Source organism: Burkholderia sp. Ac-20384, assembly GCF_017104605.1.
GTDB classification, from domain to species: domain Bacteria; phylum Pseudomonadota; class Gammaproteobacteria; order Burkholderiales; family Burkholderiaceae; genus Burkholderia; species Burkholderia lata.
Window position 1 is genome coordinate 1 of record NZ_JAAGPE010000011.1, and the last position, 18,720, is coordinate 18,720.

Consider the following 18,720-nt stretch of genomic DNA (forward strand, 5'->3'; position numbering starts at 1 on the left):
TTCGACCTGCGCGTCGGCCCGCCCCGAACCGTCCGGAGGCCGACGCGCAGGTCGACACCGTGCTCGTCACGGGCGACCGCGCACCGGCCGCGCATCACGGCTTCGTCAATCCGCCGGTGTATCGCGGCTCGACGGTGCTCGCGCCGAGCGTGGCCGACCTGCTCGGCTATACGCAGCCGTACGTGTACGGCCGGCGCGGCACGCCGACCACGGCCGCGCTGCAGGACGCGGTGCGCGCGCTCGATCACGGCGCAGGCGTCGCGCTGTGTCCGTCGGGTCTCGCGGCGATCACGACCGCGCTGTCGTCGTGCCTCGCGGCGGGCGACCATCTGTTGATGACGGACGCGGTGTACAAGCCCGCGCGGCAGCTGTGTGACGGCGTGCTGCGGCGCGCGGGCATCGAGACGACGTACTTCGCGCCATGCGCGTCGGTCGACACGCTCGACGCGCTGATCCAGCCGAACACGCGCGCGCTGTATCTCGAGGCGCCCGCGTCGCAGAGCATGGAGATGTGCGACGTGCCGGCGCTTGCCGCGCTCGCGCACGACCGCGGGCTCGTGGTGCTGTTCGACAACACGTGGGCGACGCCGCTGTTCTTCGACGCGTTCGCGCACGGCGCCGACCTCGTGATCCAGGCCGGCACCAAGTATCTCGCGGGTCATGCCGACGTGATGATCGGGATGGTGTCGGCCTCCGCACGCGCGCTGCCGGCGCTCGAACAGTACCAGCGCGACACGGGCCAGTGCATCGGCTCGGACGATGCGTTTCTCGCGCTGCGCGGGCTTCGCACGCTCGGCGTGCGGATTCGCCAGCACCAGGCGAACGCGCTGCGCGTCGCGCGCTGGCTCGCTGCGCGCCCGGAGGTGCGGCGCGTGTGCTATCCGGCGCTCGAGGACGATCCCGGCCATGCGCTGTGGGCGCGCGACTTCGGCGGCGCGACGGGGCTGTTCTCCGTCGTGTTGCGCCCGGCCCCGCCGCAGGCCGTCACCGCGCTGCTCGAAGGGCTCGCGTACTTCGGGCTCGGCTATTCGTGGGGCGGCTATGAAAGTCTCGCGATGCCGTTCGACTGCACGGCGTACCGCACCGCATCGCACTGGGACCCGGGCGGCCCGTGCGTGCGCTTTCACATCGGCCTCGAGAACGCCGACGACCTGATCGGCGATCTCGAGGCCGGCTTCGCCCGCTTCAACGACGCGCGCTGACCGGCCAGTCACACACAGCCCGCACGCATTGCGCAGCCTTCCAAACACGAGGAACCCGTATGACGAAGCAACTCTGCCTGGGTGGATTCATGCGACCCATCTGCCTGCACACGGCATGGTGGCGGCATCCGAGCGCGCCGACGCTCGCGAACTTCAACTGGCCGGTGATCCGGTCGCTCGCGCAGAAGCTCGAGCATGCGTGCTTCGACGCGGTATTCACCGCCGACCACCTGGCCGTGATGCCGATGCCGCCGAACGCGCTCAAGCGCAGCGGCACGATCACGTCGTACGACCCGCTCGTGATGCTGTCGGCGATCGCCGCGTGCACGGACCGCATCGGCCTGATCGCGACCGGCACGACGAGCTACGAGGATCCGTACCTGCTCGCGCGCCGCTTCGCATCGCTCGATCATCTGAGCGGCGGGCGCGCGGGCTGGAACATCGTCACGACGGTCAACCCGGAGGCCGCGCTCAATTTCGGGCTCGAGACTGCGTTGCGTCACGCGGAGCGCTACGAGCGCGCGGAGGAGTTCTTCGACGTCGTCACGGGGCTGTGGGACGGGTGGTCCGATCGCGCGCTCGTGATGAACAAGGAGACGGGCGTGTTCTCCGATCCCGACAAGATCCGGCCGCTCAACCACAAGGGCAAGTTCTTCTCGGTGAAGGGGCCGCTGAACATCGCGCGGCCGGTGCAGGGCTGGCCGGTGATCGCGCTGGCCGGCGCGTCGGAAGAGGCGCGCGACATGGCCGCGCGGTCGGCCGATCTCGTGTTCGGCAACGCGCGCAGCATCGAGACGGGCCGCGCGTTCTATCGCGACGTGAAGTCGCGGGCCGTCGCGGCCGGGCGCAATCCCGACCACGTGAAGATCCTGCCCGCCAACCAGGTGTACGTCGGCCGCACGCGCGCCGAGGCGCTGGCGAAGAAGCGCTACATGGACGATCTCGTGCACGTCGACAGCAACATCCCGAACCTGTCGATCCGGCTCGGCGTGGACTGCTCGAAGTTCGATCCCGACAAGCCGCTGCCCGAGCTGCCGCATACCGAGCAGGGGCAGGGCAACCAGCGCGAATGGGCGGCGCTCGCGCGGCGCGAGGGGCTGACGGTGCGCGAGCTCGCGAAGCGCGCGGCCGAATCCGGTACCGGCGAGATGGTCGGCACCGCCTCCGAGATCGCCGACCAGATGGAGGAGTGGCTGATGACGGAGGCCTGCGACGGCTTCATCGTCGTGTTCTACACGGTGCCCGACGGCTACGACGACTTCGTGACGATGGTGGTGCCGGAGTTGCAGCGGCGCGGGCTGTTTCGCACGCGCTACGAAGGCACGACGCTGCGCGAGCACATCGGCCTGCCGCGGCCGAAGAGCCCGCTCGACTGAGCGGCGTGTCGCCAGATTTCGTTCCGGGAGACCGCGATGACCCATGACTCACCCAGACAGACGTGGATGACGACGCCGTACCGCCGCCGGCTCGGCGTGCTGAGCGATGCCGCGCACCTGCCGCTGCTCGGCCACGGGCTGTGCGGCGTCGAGCGCGAGACGCTGCGCGTGGATGCCGCCGGCCGGCTCGCGCTGACGCAGCACCCGCGTGCGCTCGGCGCGGCGCTCACGCATCCGTCGATCACGACCGACTACGCGGAGCCGCTGCTCGAATTCGTGACGCCGCCGCAGCACGATGCGGCCGACGTGATCGAACGGCTCGACGAGCTGCACCGCTTCGCATGCCATGCGATCGGCGACGAGCTGCTGTGGAGCCAGTCGATGCCGTGCCCGCTCGACGACGATCGCCGCATTCCGATCGCGTGGTACGGCACGTCGAACATCGGCATCCTGAAGCACGTGTACCGGCGCGGGCTCGCGTTCCGCTACGGCAAGGCGATGCAGTGCATCGCCGGGATCCATTACAACTATTCGCTCGCCGATGCCGTGTGGCCGCTGCTGCGCGAGGTGCGCGACGGGTGCGGGCACGAGGCCGGTCGCGACATGCGCGATGCCCGCTCGGCGGGCTACCTCGCGCTGATCCGGAATTTCCATCGCTATGGCTGGCTGCTGCTGTACCTGTTCGGCGCATCGCCGGCGCTGTGCGCGGGCTTCGTCGCGGGCGACCGGCACGGGCTCGACGCGTTCGATGCGCAGACGCTGTACCTGCCGTACGCAACCAGCCTGCGCATGAGCGACCTCGGCTACCAGAACCGCGTGCAGGGCGCGTTCGCGCCGTGCCTCGACAACCTGCCGGCCTACCTGGAAGGGCTCGCGCGCGCGGTCGCGCAGCCCTGCCCCGAGTACCAGGCGATCGGCGCGAAGCGCGACGGCGAGTGGCTGCAGCTCAGCACGCACCTGCTGCAGATGGAGAACGAGTTCTATTCGTCGATTCGCCCCAAGCGCACGGTGCGCAGCGGCGAGCGGCCGCTCGATGCGCTGCGCAGCCGTGGCGTCGAATACGTCGAGGTGCGCTGCCTCGACATCGACCCGTTCGCGCCGCACGGCGTTGCCGAGACGACGCTGCGCTTCGTCGACGCATTCCTGCTGTTCTGCGCGCTCGACGACAGCCCGTGCTTCGCGGACGCCGAGCGGGACACGTGCCGGCGCAACTTCGCGACGGTCGCGCGGGAAGGACGGCGCCCGGGGCTCGAGCTGCAGCGCGGCGACGAACGCATCGCGCTGCGTACCTGGGCGCACGAGCTGCTCGCGCGCATCAACGAGGCAGCCGGCGTGCTGGACCTGCAACGCGGCGACACCCGCACGACCGCCGCGCTCGACGCGCAATACGCGAAGCTCGACGATCCGCGGGCGACGCCGTCGGCGCACGTGCTCGATACGCTGCACGCGCTGCGTGGCGATCCGCGCGGCGCGTGCTTCGCATTCGGGATGCGGCAATCGCTCGCGCATACCGAAGCGTTTCGCGCGCGGCCGCTGCCGCCCGACGTGCAGGTGCGCTTCGACGCGGCGGCAGCCGAATCGCTGGGTCGGCAGGCCGACCTGGAGCGCACGCAGATCGGCAACTTCGACGCGTTCCTCGCCGCGTATCACGCGGGAACGCTGAACCAGGAATGCGGCGAGCCGGCGCGCGACGCGCGCTGACGGGGCCACCGCATCGAATCCATTCCTCGGAGGACAGATGAGCAGTATCGCGGACATGAAAACCGAGCGCGGCTTCTCGGCGCGCGCAGCCGGTGCGGGCGCGCTGGCGTCGTTCGTCGGCTTCGCGTCGACGTTCACGCTGATCGTGAATGCGCTGACGAACGTTGGCGCGACGCGCGCGCAGGCCGCGTCGGGCCTGATGGCCGTCTCGATCGTGATGGGGCTGGCCGGCATCGTGCTCAGCTACCGGACCAGGATGCCCGTCAGCGTCGCGTGGTCGACACCCGGCGCCGCGCTGCTGCTCGGCCTGGGCGCAGTGAAGGGCGGCTATCCGGCCGCGGTCGGCGCGCTCGTGCTGACCGGCGTGCTGCTCACGCTGGCCGGGCTGTGGCGGCCGCTCGGCCGCGCGATCTCGAAGATTCCGCTGCCGATCGCCAACGCGATGCTCGCGGGGATCATCCTGAACCTCTGCGTCGCGCCGGTGCATGCGATCGCGCAGTATCCGCTGTACGTCGCGCCGATCCTGCTCGTCTGGGTCGTGATGATGCGGGTCCGCAAGATCCTCGCGGTGCCGTGCGCGGCACTCGCGACGCTGGTCGTGATCGCGTTCATCGCGCGCACGGGCGGCGTCGGCGCGGCCGGCATGCTGCCGCATCTCGCGCTCGTCGGGCCGGTGTTCTCCGCGTCGACGATGGTGAGCGTCGCGGTGCCGCTGTTCATCGTGACGATGGCGTCGCAGAACATCCCGGGCGTCGCGGTGCTCAACGTCAACGGCTACCGGCCCGAAGCGTCGCGGCTGTTTACCGCCACGGGGCTGTGCAGCCTGGTCGCGGCGCCGTTCGGCGGGCCGCCGATCGGGCTGGCCGCGATTACCGCCGCGCTGTGCGCGGGCGAGGAGGCCGGCCCCGACGAATCGCGGCGCTACTGGGCCGGCATCGTCTGCGGTGCCGCGTACATCGTGTACGGGCTCGCGGCGAGCGCCGCGACGCTGTTCATCGCGGTCGCGCCGCCGATCATCATCGAGGCCGTCGCTGGCCTCGCGCTGATGAACGCGCTCGGCGGTGCGCTGCTCAACGCATTCACCGACAAGGACGCGCGCGAAGCGGCGATCCTGACCTTCCTCGTGACGATGGCCGGCCACGCGTTCCTCGGCATCGGCGGCGCGTTCTGGGGGCTGCTGACCGGCATCGGGCTCACGTTCGTGCTGCGTCGCGCGGAGGGCCGGTGATGCCGCGCGACGACGCGGCCCGACGCAGTCCTGTAGTCACCATCGAAAAAAACGGAGAAGACATGCAGCACACCATCGAGAAAATCACCGCGACGCCGGTGTTCGCGCGCGGCGACGCGGAGATCGCCGGCGTCCGGCTGTCCGGCAGGCTGTCGGGCGTGATCGTCGAGATCGAGACGTCGCAGGGCGTGGTCGGCCACGGCTTCACGGCGATTACCGACGAGGCCGTCGTGGCCGCCGCGATCGACCACGTTGCCGCACCGAACCTGGTCGGGATGAACATCGTCGAGCGCGAACGCATTCTCGACAAGCTGGTCTGGCTGCTGTGCCCGCGCGGGCAGACCGGCTACGCGGGACACGTGATCTCCGCGATCGACATCGCGGTCTGGGACGCGATCGGCAAGATCGCCGGCATGCCGGTATGGAAGATGCTCGGCGGCGCGCGCCCGGTGGTGCCGCTCTACACGACGTTCGGTTTCGCGTCGGTCGAGCGCGCGGAACTCGTGCATGCCGCGCGCGCCCTCGTTGCCGCCGGGCATCGCCGCATCAAGATGATCGTCGGCTATCACGCGCTCGCGCGCCGCAACGAAGGACGGCCGCTCGAGCAGGTCGTCGCTGACGACGTGGCGCGCGTGCGCGCCGTGCGCGACGCGGTGGGCGACGCCGCGGAGATCTACATCGACGCGAATTGCGGGCTCGATCACTATCACGCGCTGCGGCTCGCCGAGCGCGTGGCCGATTGCGACATCGGCTTCTTCGAGGAGCCGATCGCGGACAACGACCCCGCCAAGCTCGCCGACCTGAGAAAGCGCGGCGGCATTCCGGTCGCGACCGGGCAGAGCGAGGGGCAACTGTTCCGGTTCCGGGATTTCCTCGTCAACGAATCCGTCGACATCCTGCAGCCGAACGTGTGCGTGTGCGGCGGCTTCTCGGTGGCGATGCGCGCGGCCGCGCTTGCGCAGGCGTTCGGCGTGCCGATCGACAACGGCGGCACGTTCCCGTTCCACAACATGCACCTGCACGGCGGGCTCGCGAATGGCGGCTCGGTCGAGTGGCACGTCGTCGCGGTCGAGATCTGCCGGAACCTGTTTACCGGCCTGCCGGCAGAGCAGAACGGGATGCTGGCGCTGCCCGATGCGCCGGGCCTCGGCTTCGGCATCAATCGCGACGGCGTGCGCGAATTCTCGTCAGGCCCGGGATCGCAGGGGCATGGCAAGGCCTGACCGGTAGCCGGCGTCATAGTCTGCCCGCCGACGCGCGCGGGCAGGCTGCGGCGTACTCGCAGTCGCTGGAGACAAGTGCGCACGGCTGCACGATCCACGCGCACCCGATGCTCGAACCGTGAGCGGCCGGCGAATCAGGCTCGCGCGTTGACGCTCGACGCGCTCAGATGTGCGTCGTGTGAGGCGCGAGTGTCCGCACGATGTTGATGAAGCTGGCGAGGACGGGCCCGATATCGTCTTTCCGCCATACCAGACCCGTTTCAACGGTCGATGGCCCGTGTGCCAGCGGGCGATAGACGACGCCGGTCCGTCGCAGGTTACGCAGCGATTGCGGAACCACGGCGACACCCATGCCGGCGGAAACGAGGCTGACGATCGTCTGCATCTGGATCGCTTCCTGGCCAATGCGCGGGACGATGCCGACGGAACTGTAGCACTCCATAATGGTGTCGTAGAACGCCGGCGCGAGATGCCGCGGGAAAATCACGAGCGGAAGCGCGGCGACGTCGGGCAGATGAATGGGGACATCCTCGGGGGCGTTCGACGCGGCAGCCGGAATCGCGAGCACGAGTGGCTCGCTCACGACCGGCAGATACGATAGTTCGGCCGCATGGCGTGGCGGTACCGGCGGGACGATCAGGCCCGCGTCGATGTGGCCGGCGGCCAGCGCATCGATTTGCACGTCGCTAGTCGCTTCGGTGAGTTGCAGCCGCACCAGCGGATAGCGGGCACCGAATTCGCGTAGCAGCGACGGCAGGAGCCCGTAGTCGGCAATCGACACGAATGCGAATGACAGTTTCCCGGTTTCGCCGCGCGCGAGACTCTGTGCGAGCCGGGGAAGCGCCTCGGCCTCGGCGAGCAGTTTGCGCACCTCGGGGAGCAATGCCTCGCCGACCGGGGTGAGCGCAACCGTCCGGTTCGTGCGCGCGAACAAGACTACGCCGAGCTCCCGCTCCAGGGAACGGATCGCCTGCGAGAGCGGGGGTTGGGTAATTGAAAGGCGCACGGCAGCCCGGCCGAAGTGTCGCTCCTCGGCAACGGCCACGAAGTAGTACCACTGGCGTAGATCGGGGGGGGAATTGGACATTCTCTTTATTTGAAATGCGACCAATAGCGATGAACGATTTATTGGGCAAGCGGGATGTAGCGCATGGGCTTGCCGGCCCGCATGTCGACGATGGGCCGAGCCGCCTGTTGAGGGCTGCCGGTATCTCCTTCACTCTGTCATCTCGCGAACGGTGGCCGCGTAGCAGCCATGTATCGCTTTGTCATTCGGATGGAACACCCGTCGGTCTGTTCGATTATTTTTCCTCACCTTGAGGTGGCGAGTGAGCAGACACAAGTGGGATTTTACCTAGCTCTTCAAGCGGATTTTATCTATTTCCGGGAAGCGCGGATTACCGTGTTCACGAGCGCTATTGACCGGCAACAGGATGTTATCGGTTGTCTGATTGGTTGTTTTTGATTTAACGACGGGATTCCGCGAATCAATGACGAAATTTGAGTCGCCTTGATGGAAAGAAGGGATCAATGCTGGAACGTGGAGGCAATTGACACAACGTTCGATCGACATCCCGATGTCGTCGTAGTCGCATGAAAGGTACCCGACTCGATCGCCACTTCACTTCGAGCGCTTGGCCGCCCACCTTCTTATAGATTTCAGTGGCGGTGCTGACCGGCACCTCAAACCCGTTACACCGGCATCGGTATCGATGTCGAGAACGCATCCGCCAGAAACTCGCGTCCGCCGGCCGATGATGTCGAATGAAATCGCGCTGCGCGGATTCGACCATCACCGGAGCGCCGCACGCGTACACCTGGTGGCCCGACAGATCGGGCAAGCCCTCGATCTCCGCGCGTCCGCACGTCGGGGGGAGGAATCAGGCGGCGCGGATGACCGCTTGCGCCCGTATCCGCCAGCCGAGCGCTACCGCAATCGCGGAAAATCCCAACAGCGCCCACATCGGCAATGACAGCCCGAGAATCGGGGGATACAGCGTTTCGCACAACCCGCCCACCTTGAAGACCGGCGGCAGCCAGTGGGCCGGCGGCAGGCTGTCGATCACCGGCTGCAATGCATCGAAGCCGCAACTGAAGCCCGGGTGAGCCTGCACGTAGATGTGCCGTACGGCGACCGCCGCGCCGGCCAGTGCCGTGGTCAACGAAAGAACACGCAGCAGCGCGACGCGGCGTCCGCCCGCTGCCGCCACGAATGTGAATAGTGCGATCAGCAGAAACAGGTAGCGCTGGATGATGCACAGCGGGCATGGATCCTCCTGCCACGCCAGCTGGATCCACAGTGCGCCGGCGACGAGTTCGAAGCTGGCCACGCCGATCGCCAGCAGTGTCCACCGTTCCGCACGCGTGGCGTCGATCGGGGCGCTCATCGCACTGCTCCGAGTGTGCTGACCCGCGCCGCGCACGCGCCGGATGCCGCGTCGACCTGGAGCCGGAACGGATAGCGTGAGCGGCGCGCACCGATCGCCTGCAACGCGTCGTCGTCGACGGTATTGACCGTGCCGGAGTGCGCGACGACGATCGCCGGTTCGCCCTCGAAACGCTGCGGAACCGCTTCGATGCCGATGAAGTCGTGTGAGAGTTTGGCGTCCATGCTGTCAGTGGGGTGGGTGGAGGAAAGAAACGGACATCACGCATGCGGGCGCAATGTCGCATACCAGAACAGCAGCGCGATCGCGCTGAACGCGGCGCCGAGCGTACAGACGCCGGCCCAGCCGACGCGCGCATACACGGTGGTCGATGCGATCGAGCCGCACGCGCAGCCGGCGGCGTAGAACAGCATGTAGCCGGCCGTCAGGCGGCTGCGCGCGTCGGGGCGCATGCCGTAGATCAGGCTCTGGTTGGTCACGTGCACCGCTTGCAGGCCGAGGTCGAACGCGACCACGCCCACGACGAGCGCCACGAGCGAATGCCTCATGAGCGCGGTGGGCAGCCATGACACGAGCATCAGCGCGAGCCCGATCCCGGACGTCCATTGCGCAAAGCCGCGATCGGCGAGACGGCCGGCGCGTGCGGCGCCGAGCGCACCGGCCGCGCCTGCGAGCCCGAACAGCCCGATCTCCGTGTGGGACAGCGATAGCGGCGGTGCGCTGAGCGGCAGCACCATCGGCGTCCAGAGCGTCATCGCGGCCGCGAAATGCAGGAAGGCGATGAAGGCACGCACACGTAGCACGCGCTCCTGCACGAAGAGGGCGAATACCGACGCGATCAGCCGCGGATACGGTTCGGCGACACCCGGAAGACGATGGTGCGGGAGGACGCGCGACAGGACGACGGCGAGCAGCAGCATGACGCCGGCCGACGTGAAATACACCGCGCGCCATCCCGCGAGGTCGGCGATCGCACCCGAGAACGTGCGCGCGAGCAGGATGCCGAGCACGATGCCGCTCGTCACGGTGCCGACCACCTGCCCGCGTTCCGCCGGTTCGGCGAGCCCGGCCGCGAACGACACGAGCACCTGGGTGACGACGCTCAGAAAGCCGATCAGCGCCATGCCGGCGAACAGCACGGATGCGCGCGTGGCGGTGGCGATCGACAGCAGCGCGAGCGCGCAGACGACCGACTGGATCAGGATCATCCTGCGCCGATCCCACAGATCGCCGAGCGGTACGAGGAGCACGAGGCCGAGCCCGTAGCAGATGCTCGTGGTCGTCATGACGCCGCCGATGGCGGCGCGCGAGATGTCGAACTGGTGCGCGAGCGTGTCGAGCAACGGCTGCGCGTAGTAGACGTTGGCGACGGCGAATCCCGCCGTCGTCGCGAACAGCAGCGTGACGGGACGCGTCAGCGTGGCGTGGGCGGGTGCCGCGTGGGCCTGCGGGGCGTGCTGTAGCGGAGACAGTTGTTCGAGGCTCATGATGGTGACGGGTAGCGAACCGGCATGAAGACAGCAGGCGGCGCGGCGCACGCGGGTCGCGCGGCCCGCCCCGGGCAACGGCAACGCACGTGAGGTGGCCCGCGCCGTGAAGTCGGCGATGGAGGGAAATCTACCGAACGCGAGGCGCGACGGTTAGCCGGTGCGTCTTAATGGATTGACAGTGCGTCCCACCTGCGCGACGCGCGGTGCGGACGAACGCACAGAAACGGATCGTCGGTTTGTTGGGACAAAACCGCTAACGGTTGCGGCCGCACTGTTCATACGATCACATGCAGCCGGCACTCGCCTGTCGACGCGGCCCGCCGGGCGCATCTCGACGGCGAGTTCGCGCTGCGCGAATCCTGGCCGGCGACACGACGACATTCCGGCGTCGCGGTGGGCGCCAGTCTCGGCAATCCCGCTTTGCCGTTCACCATTCATGGAGGTGCGTATGGCACTCAATCCGCTGCAACAGTTCTTCTCGAAGGTCGGCGCCGGTGACGTACCGGGCGCGCTCGAGGTCATCGACGATGCGACGGTGTTCGAGCCGCAGGGCCCCGAGAGCCTGCCGATCTATGGGCGCTTCGTCGGCAAGGCCGGTGTCGAACGCCTGCTCGGCACGCTGGTCGAGCAATTCGAGACCGAGCAGTTCGAGATCCGCAAATGGGCCGAAGCCGACGACACCGTGTTCGCATACGGCTACATGCAACATCGTGTGCGCAAGACGGGCCGGACCTTCAAGAGCGAATTTGCCGTCGTTGCACGCATCGAGGGCAACGTGATCCGCCACTACCGGATCTTCGAGGACACGGCTGCGGCCGTGGAAGCGTTCGCCTGATCGCCCGGCAGGAGGCGCGTACGGCCCGGTGCACCGCACGCCGGGCCGTCGTGCGCCGGGTTCGCCACGCGGTTCAGCGAATCTGCGCGAGCCAGCCGCTGTAGTCGATATCCGTGTGTCGTTGCAAGCGATGCTGCGGGTTCCCTGCAACGATACGCGTCTCGCTCGGCGCGTGACCGAACTCCAGCTTGAACGCGCGGCTGAGCTGCGTGTTGCTGTTGAAGCCGTACCGGTACGCGAGATCGCCGATCCGGTGACGAGGGCTCTCGGGCGACATCAGCGCGCGGTGAATCGCGAGCAGGCGGCGCTTGCGGATGTAATTCGCGACACCGCCATCCTGCTCGAATAGCCGGTACAGACTCGAGCGCGAGATGCCGATTTCCTTGCAGATTCGATCCGGCGACAGGTCCGGTGATTCGAGGTTCTGCCGGATGTACGCCTTGATCTTCACGTACAGGGTCGACAGCAACTCGTTGCGTGCATTCGAGATCTCTTGAGCGGTCGGGCTGAGCATCGCCTTCACCAGGCTCAGCGTCGCCTGCTCGACATGCAGCGCTTCCGACTGCGACAGCGTGCCGATCCTGTCGAGCAGGCTCCTCAGAAAGCTGTCGAGGAGCTGGCTGATTCCGCCGTTGAAGAGGGTGCCGTGAACGCTCGACGGCAGGTCCGGCAGCATGTCGCGCGCGACCAGCAGCGTGACTGCGTCGCCTGCCTGGATTTCACGGTGATAAGGACGCGCCTGGTCGACGACGAGGATATCTCCGGGCTGGACGAACACCGGCCGTCCATCGATCTCCCCGCGCACGCTTCCCGCATCCCGCAGGTTGAACGAATAGTTGTCCACCCCGTCTCGCCGAATGAACGCCGCCGAACGGTTGAGCGTGTACGAGAGCGGCACAGCCGCGCTCCCCGGATGATGGTAGGTCCACTTGCCGATCGAGATGTTGCCAAGCGTGTAGCCGATAAACTGGTAGTCGATTTTCGGGTCAATCGGCGCAGTTAAAGCAAACTCTGAAATCGAATACTGGGTCTGCCATGCGTCGAGACGTTCGGCAGGTGAATAATCCTGCAGGGAGAAACGGAAAGGCGGATGGGTCGAGCTGCTCATCTTGTGGCCCTCAATATCGCACTTTGGTTTGCTGAATTATAGAGGGGTTCATTAAAGGAGTGTGATGGGTGGAGGGGTGGTTGGTTATATGTATTTTCTTCTATCCATATAATTTCTTTGGAGGTTTTAATTGCGACGGGATTGAGGTTTTTTGTACCATTCGTAATGGGGTTCAATCGTATGAGATAGCTTGAGGAGCAGCCCTGGCCTTCGATAGAGCCCGGTGGTGAAAGGGCGATTACGATTTTTTTATTTTTAAGAGCTATTGAGAATTGATGTTTCTTTCGATTATCTTTCGTCGGATGCGTGGCGCACGTTGAAGAATCGGGGTAGTGGGCTTTCCGCTGTATCTCCGGACATGTGCCGGAACAAACTCTCTGATATTGAAAATTGCGTGCTCGATAGATGTCTGCAATCGGGCCAGCTGCGAAAACTTTGCTTTCTCACATCTGGATTCCCTTGCCGACTGCTGGAAGTGACGCAACGGCTCGAGGGACAGATACCGCATCCGCCTCCCTTCCGCCACTGTCGGTTCAGCTTCGCTTGAATACGGCGACCCACGCGCATCGGTTCGCCAGAGGGCGAGTCATCCCGGACAACATGCGATGAGCGCGCCGGGCGGTTGACGGCCGGCCGCGCCGATTCCCTGCACGAATCCGGAACGGCGTAAGGGTTTGTGCCGACCTCGATAGTATTTGACACCCCTATCAATTCTGCTACATTTCGAGAAAATTGATACCCAGTCAAATTTCAGCGCAAGGGAGCGTGCCCCGATCGTGACGGCGTGAGGTTCGTCGAGTCCACGATCCGGCAGAGCAGAGGCATGACAACGAGATGAGCCCGCGGCGGTGCAATGGGCGATCCATTCAGTAGTGCTTGCTATTGACCGAACCACAACAGAAACATATCGAGGTATGGAGACAAGGATGAGCAGTCTTGCACGACGGAATGTAGGTCTGGCGTTGTCGGCTACCGCACTGGCTGCGGCAACGAGCGCGTTTGCGACCGACGGCACGTATTTCACCGGGAACGGCGCGTCGTCGTCGGGCATGGGCGGGGCCGCGATTGCGTTCCCGCAGGATGTCGCGTCGGCGGTGGACAACCCTGCGGGGCTCGCGGAGCTGGGCTCGCGAGTCGATTTCTACATGGTGGCGTTACCGGTGTCCGCGAACTCGACGTTCGGTTCGCCGGACAATCACCTGTTTTCCCGCAAGATCGTCGTATCGCCGGGCTTCGGTTTCAACTACCAGATCGCGCCGCAGTGGACGTTCGGCGTGGCCATGACGGGCGCGGGCGCCGCGTCGAATTATGGCCGGCCCGTCCTGCCCGTTCCGGGCGCCGGCAATGCGAAAGCGAGCCTCGTCATCGTCAATACCAGCCCGACGATTACGTACAAGCCGCGGTCCGATCTCTCGATCGGTGCGTCGCTGGTGGTGGGTGTCGAGCAGTTGCGCCTGAACGGCCTCGTCGCACCGGGCGCGGACGGTGCGCTGCAACCCGTGCCCAGTCACGGCAATGCCAATGCACTGGGTATCGGTGCGGGCGTGGGTGTGCTCTGGACACCGGTGCCGATGGTGTCGGTAGGCGCCTCCTATTTCACGAAGACGTGGTTTACGCCGCTGTCGGGTTACAAGGACGATGTGCTCGCTTCCAGCGGAGGGCACATCGACAGCCCGGCGCGGTACGGCGCCGGCGTGGCGATTCGGCCGCTTCCCGGGTTGACGCTGGCGATGGACTATCTCCGGATCCAGTGGTCGGGGGCCGCGGGCTACAACAGCACGAACTCGTGGGGTTATCGCAGCCAGAACGTCGGCCGCATCGGCGTTTCCTACGAGCTCAACCCGAAATGGACGGTTCGGGCCGGGTACAGCTTCGCGAACAACAACGTGGATTCCGACCATACGATTGCGAACATGTATGGCCCGGGCATCAGCTCGCGCGCCGTGACGCTCGGCGCGACCTACGCCATCGACAAGAACAACCTGGTGACCGCCGCTTTCGAGTACGACATCCCGACGACGATCATCGGCACGGGGCCGAGCCAGGGAACGAACATCCGGGCAAGTTACCAGGGATACACGATCGGCTACACGCACAAGTTCTGAGCCTCCGCGTCGACGCCCGGCACCGCGTGTGACGGTGCGGGAGCAGACACGGGACGAGACGCCGCGGCCGGTTTGATCGGCCCGGCGTCTCGTCGTTACCGGCGCGCGTTGCGGGGCGCCCGGGATTCGCCCGCCGGCTTCGACAGCCACGTTTCGAATCCGTCCAGCATGAGCTTCAGGCCGGCGTCGAGCCGTTTCTCGCTGTCGATGTTCGCGAAGGGCTCGACGAGGAAGGCGGCGCCCGGAATGGTCGTCCGGTCGAACTGGGAGACGTGACGGACGATGAATTCCTTGTGTTCGCCAGGCGCCTGCCGGTTGGCGAATTCGACGCTGATGCTCGTCATGAACATCATCGTCAAGTCGTACGCGAGTGCCGCTTGCTCGGGCGCAAAGCCGGCGTGTTCGAGAATTCGCCCGAGGTGATCGAAGTACGCGAGGCCGTAATCCGTCTCGCCCGGCTGTACGCGCTGAAACAGCCTGAACCGGTTTTGCGTCGCGATGTAGTTCGCGATGCCCGGCCAGCGTGCGAGGACTTCCAGCGACGAACGGCAGACGCCTTCCAGGTCGACGCGCCAGTCGCCCGTCACGGCCGGAAGTGCGAGGACGCGCTCGTGGAAAGCCGTGTTCAGCACGGCGCTGAGCAAGTCGTCCTTGCTGCCGACGTAGTAGTGAACCAGCCCCGGCGCAACGCCCATTTCGCGCGCCACGCGAACCATCGACACGTCGAAGATCGACTCCTTCTGTGCGAGTTCGATTGCACTGCGGATGACGGCGTCGCGCGACAGCCCTGAACCCGGCGTGTCGCTTTTCGGGCGTCTGCCGGAGCGCCGGGGCGTGGACGGAGCGGCTTCTTCTGGCGCGATTTTGGTTGATTTCATAGAGCAGGGTAAACGATAGCGCCCGGGCCGCACGCTTTAAATTGACACCGTCTCAACTCTAGCACTATTCTTAGCTCGTGGATATTTGAGGTGGTCTCAATTAATCTTAAATTGAGACTATCTCAAATAAGATCGGATCATCGAAACAGGAAGACGGAGCACCCATGAAACAGCAGGGTTCGAACGGAAAAGTCGCCGTGACTGCCGGGTTGCGGGGGGCGTCGTGGACGCCTGCGCGGATGCAGGCTCCCTATACCACGACACCTTTCCCGTTGACGACGCAGGACGGGCAGGCGACGCTGGGCGTGCTCTTCTCCCGAGCCCCCGTACGGAAGGTCGTATTCATCATGCACCCCCGCGAATTCGTGATGACGCACTACCTGGTGCCTGAAGCGCTGGATGCCGGATGGGCCTGCTGGGTGCAGGCGCCACGCTCGATCGGCAGCGATCTGCGCCTCGAGCACGAGATTGCGCTGCACGATGTCGCGGCGGGCATGCGCCAGCTTCGCGAACTGGGTTTCGAGACGATCGTGCTGGCTGGCAACTCGGGCGGTGCCGGGCTGTTCGCGTTCTACAACCAGCAATCGCAACTCCCGGCAGAGCAGCGCATTCGCCGTACGCCGGCGGGTCGTCCGACGGGCCTCGACACCGCGGTCATGCCGGTCGCGGACGGCATCGCGTTCGTGTCGCCCCACCCGGGGCAAGGCGTGTTGCTGATGAATGCGCTGGACCCGTCGGTCACGGACGAGAACGATCCGTTCTCGTGTGCTGCGGAGCTCGACCCGTTCAGCGCGGCAAACGGCTTTCGCCGGCCCCCCGAATCCTCCCGCTATACGCCCGAATTCATCGAGCGTTACCGGCGTGCGCAACGCGAGCGTGTCGCGCGGCTCGACGAGCGCGCGCGTGAACTGGTCGAGCGCCGGCAATCGGCGCGCACGCGACTGAAAGAGGCCCCCACGCGACCCGACAAGCAACTCGCGAGTCACGGCCCGATCCTGACGGTGTGGCGCACCGACGCCGATCTCCGCTGCTGGGACACGTCGCTCGAACCGTCCGATCGCCTGGTCGGCTCGCTGTGGGGCGCCGATCCGTCGGTATCCAACCTGGGCAGCGTCGGCTTCGGCCGGCTGGTGACGCCGGAATCGTGGCTGTCGACCTGGTCCGGCCTGTCGTCGAATGCATCGCTCGCGAAGTGCGCGCCGTCGATCGTGCAGCCGACCCTGTTGATCGAATACACCGGTGACAACTGCGTGTTCCCGGGCGACGTCGATGCGATGTTCGCGTCGTTCGCGACTGCCGACAAGGCGCGTCACCGTGTACGCGGCAATCACCACGGATTGCCGCTGGACGACGGCGAAGTGTCGGGCCAGGTGCTGGCGGGCCAGCACCTGCAGGCCTGGCTCAACGCGAAGTTCTGACAAGACACTACAAAATCATGGAGACGGTAAGGATGGACTCGGTACGTAATCCTCAGGAAACAGGCACTTCGTCGGCCACCCGTGCGGCGCACGTGCTCAACCCGATTCCGGGTGTCGTGTATCCGGCTCAGGACGATCTTGACCGCTACGTGGCGGAAGGCGTGCTCGGATTCGAAACACTCGCGGACGGGTTTCGCGCGACTGCCGCACGCTATCCCGACAACCTCGCGCTCGTCGGGCCGGCATTGAGCATGACGTATGCCGAACTCGACTCGAAGTCGAACCGGCTCGGCGCGGCCCTGCTGGCGCAAGGCCTCGAACCGCTCGATCGCGTGGTGTTCCAGCTCGGGAACAGCGCCCAGCTCGTCGTGATGTTCCTCGCCTGCGTGAAGGCCGGCCTGATCCCGATCTGTACGCTGGCGGCGCATCGGGAGCACGAGATCGGCTATCTCGCGAACCTGGCCGAAGCGAAGCTCCATTTCGTCCAGGGCGACGATCCGAAATTCGACGATATCGCGTTTGCACGGGACATCCAGTCTCGCGCACCGACGATGAAACTGATCCTGCAGGCGCGTGGCGAGCCGCGTGACGGCGTGCTGCATCTCGAGCAGCTGATCGACTCGATCGACGATGAAGCGGCCGCGGCGCGGCTGGCGGAAGTCCGGCTCGATCCGTTCCAGGTGGCCGTGTTCCAGCTTTCCGGCGGCACGACGGGCGTGCCGAAGATCATCCCGCGTTTCAACAACGAATATCTCTACAACATGCGTGCGGTGGCGGAATGGCTCAGCTTCCAGCCGGATGACGTGTTGTTCATGCCGCAGCCGATGGTGCACAACCTGAACATGGGCTGCTGCTTCGGCCCGTTCCTGATGACGGGCGGCACGGTGACCGTGCCGCCGGATCTGGCACCGGAGACGCTGATCGCGTTGATCGAGACGACGCGGCCGACCTGGCTGATGCTCGGCGGGCCGATCATCGCGCGCATCGAGACGGCGATTCAGTCGGGGCGCATCGACCTGTCGAACGCACGCGGCGTCATTGCGGCCAACAGCGCGCCGAAGCTGCGCGCGCTGCTGGGCGTGCCCGTCTTCCACATCTTCGGCATCACCGAGGGCGTGATCATGTTCACGCACCCGGACGATTCCCAGGAAGCGCTCGACACGACCAACGGCCGCCCCGTCAGCGCGTGGGACCGTATCCGCCTGCTTGGCCCCGGCACGGAAGAATCGGTCCGGCCCGGCGAAATCGGCGAACCGGCGTTCAAGGGGCCGTACACGATCCACGGCTATTTCCGCGCCGAAGAGCGCAACAAGGAAACCTTCACGCGCGACGGCTACTACCGGTCGGGCGACCTGATGGAGGCGCGTGTCATCGACGGCAAGACCTACTACGTGTTCCGCGGCCGCTTCAAGGATCTCGTGAGCCGTGGCGGCGAAAAGATCAACTGCGAAGAAGTGGAAATGGCCGTGGCCGGACACCCGTCGATCGCACAGGTCGTCGCCGTGCCGTATCCCGATCCGGTATTCGACGAACGCCTGTGTGCCGTGCTGATCCTGCGTGACGGGCATGCCGCGCCCACGCTTCCGGAGCTCGGCGCCTACCTGAAGGAATACGGCCTCGCGAAATTCAAGTGGCCGGAGCGCATCGAGGTGGTCGACGCATTCCCGTTGACCGCGTCGGGCAAGCTCAGCCGTCAGTCGCTGCGCGACATGGTCGCGCGGCAAGTCGTCGGTTCCGAAAAAAGCTCGTGAATCTGATTGACCCATTAC

Annotated in this window: 15 protein-coding genes and 1 pseudogene; 9 read left to right on the forward strand and 7 right to left on the reverse strand. The window is 66.0% G+C overall.

The window, feature by feature from the left end; translation table 11 throughout:
- From metC to G3O00_RS03600, 5 genes are all read left to right on the forward strand, one after another.
- Positions 1–1,202, forward strand: a 1,202-nt coding sequence (metC, locus tag G3O00_RS03580) for a cystathionine beta-lyase (protein ID WP_241024920.1), incomplete at its 5' end; no start/stop codon positions are given.
- Positions 1,203–1,261: 59 nt separating this feature from the next.
- Positions 1,262–2,578 (forward strand): LLM class flavin-dependent oxidoreductase, encoded by a 1,317-nt coding sequence (locus tag G3O00_RS03585; RefSeq protein ID WP_206142084.1) that lies wholly within the window; start codon positions 1,262–1,264, stop codon positions 2,576–2,578.
- A 66-nt stretch (positions 2,579–2,644) separates the two neighbouring features.
- Positions 2,645–4,279 carry a glutamate--cysteine ligase gene (gene gshA, locus G3O00_RS03590; protein WP_206142126.1) on the forward strand — a complete coding sequence of 545 codons (1,635 nt, stop codon included), beginning with the start codon at positions 2,645–2,647 and terminating at the stop codon, positions 4,277–4,279.
- Between the two features lie 37 nt (positions 4,280–4,316).
- Entirely contained in the window at positions 4,317–5,507 is a 1,191-nt protein-coding gene (locus tag G3O00_RS03595) for a benzoate/H(+) symporter BenE family transporter (RefSeq protein WP_206142085.1), read from the forward strand.
- Between the two features lie 62 nt (positions 5,508–5,569).
- Positions 5,570–6,730 (forward strand): mandelate racemase/muconate lactonizing enzyme family protein, encoded by a 1,161-nt coding sequence (locus G3O00_RS03600; protein WP_174929773.1) that lies wholly within the window; start codon positions 5,570–5,572, stop codon positions 6,728–6,730.
- A 163-nt stretch (positions 6,731–6,893) separates the two neighbouring features.
- Here G3O00_RS03600 and G3O00_RS03605 read toward each other — a convergent pair whose 3' ends face one another.
- The 5 genes and pseudogenes from G3O00_RS03605 to G3O00_RS03625 all read right to left on the reverse strand — a co-directional run bounded on the left by G3O00_RS03605 (position 6,894) and on the right by G3O00_RS03625 (position 10,604).
- Entirely contained in the window at positions 6,894–7,817 is a 924-nt protein-coding gene (locus G3O00_RS03605) for a LysR family transcriptional regulator (protein ID WP_174929774.1), read from the reverse strand.
- Positions 7,818–8,422: 605 nt separating this feature from the next.
- Positions 8,423–8,580: pseudogene (locus G3O00_RS03610) on the reverse strand (CDP-6-deoxy-delta-3,4-glucoseen reductase); the annotation flags it as partial.
- Positions 8,581–8,610: 30 nt separating this feature from the next.
- The gene (locus G3O00_RS03615; RefSeq protein ID WP_206142086.1) at positions 8,611–9,117 is read right to left on the reverse strand and encodes a disulfide bond formation protein B; all 507 of its coding nucleotides are present in this window, start codon (positions 9,115–9,117) and stop codon (positions 8,611–8,613) included.
- Positions 9,114–9,341, reverse strand: a complete 228-nt coding sequence (locus tag G3O00_RS03620) for a hypothetical protein (protein WP_206142133.1) — start codon at positions 9,339–9,341, stop codon at positions 9,114–9,116. Before G3O00_RS03620 ends, G3O00_RS03615 begins: the two co-directional genes overlap by 4 nt.
- Before the next feature lie 36 nt (positions 9,342–9,377).
- Positions 9,378–10,604 carry an MFS transporter gene (locus G3O00_RS03625; protein WP_206142087.1) on the reverse strand — a complete coding sequence of 409 codons (1,227 nt, stop codon included), beginning with the start codon at positions 10,602–10,604 and terminating at the stop codon, positions 9,378–9,380.
- A 451-nt stretch (positions 10,605–11,055) separates the two neighbouring features.
- Here G3O00_RS03625 and G3O00_RS03630 point away from each other — a divergent pair, with 451 nt between their 5' ends.
- On the forward strand, positions 11,056–11,442 hold the full coding sequence (locus G3O00_RS03630; RefSeq protein ID WP_241024921.1) for a nuclear transport factor 2 family protein: 387 nt from the start codon (positions 11,056–11,058) through the stop codon (positions 11,440–11,442).
- Positions 11,443–11,515: 73 nt separating this feature from the next.
- On the opposite strand, the gene G3O00_RS03635 is transcribed toward G3O00_RS03630, so the two are convergent.
- Positions 11,516–12,550, reverse strand: a complete 1,035-nt coding sequence (locus tag G3O00_RS03635; RefSeq protein ID WP_206142088.1) for a helix-turn-helix domain-containing protein — start codon at positions 12,548–12,550, stop codon at positions 11,516–11,518.
- A gap of 926 nt (positions 12,551–13,476) precedes the next feature.
- Between G3O00_RS03635 and G3O00_RS03640 the strand changes: the two genes are divergently transcribed.
- Positions 13,477–14,655: an outer membrane protein transport protein gene (locus tag G3O00_RS03640; RefSeq protein WP_174929996.1), complete on the forward strand. Its 1,179-nt coding sequence runs from the start codon at positions 13,477–13,479 to the stop codon at positions 14,653–14,655.
- Positions 14,656–14,750: 95 nt separating this feature from the next.
- Here G3O00_RS03640 and G3O00_RS03645 read toward each other — a convergent pair whose 3' ends face one another.
- Entirely contained in the window at positions 14,751–15,566 is an 816-nt protein-coding gene (locus tag G3O00_RS03645) for a TetR/AcrR family transcriptional regulator C-terminal domain-containing protein (RefSeq protein WP_174929779.1), read from the reverse strand.
- A 131-nt stretch (positions 15,567–15,697) separates the two neighbouring features.
- Between G3O00_RS03645 and G3O00_RS03650 the strand changes: the two genes are divergently transcribed.
- Positions 15,698–16,951, forward strand: coding sequence for an alpha/beta hydrolase (locus G3O00_RS03650; RefSeq protein WP_206142089.1), 1,254 nt, complete (start codon positions 15,698–15,700; stop codon positions 16,949–16,951).
- A 32-nt stretch (positions 16,952–16,983) separates the two neighbouring features.
- Positions 16,984–18,702, forward strand: a complete 1,719-nt coding sequence (locus G3O00_RS03655; RefSeq protein WP_206142090.1) for an AMP-binding protein — start codon at positions 16,984–16,986, stop codon at positions 18,700–18,702.
- The last annotated feature ends 18 nt before the right edge of the window (positions 18,703–18,720 follow it).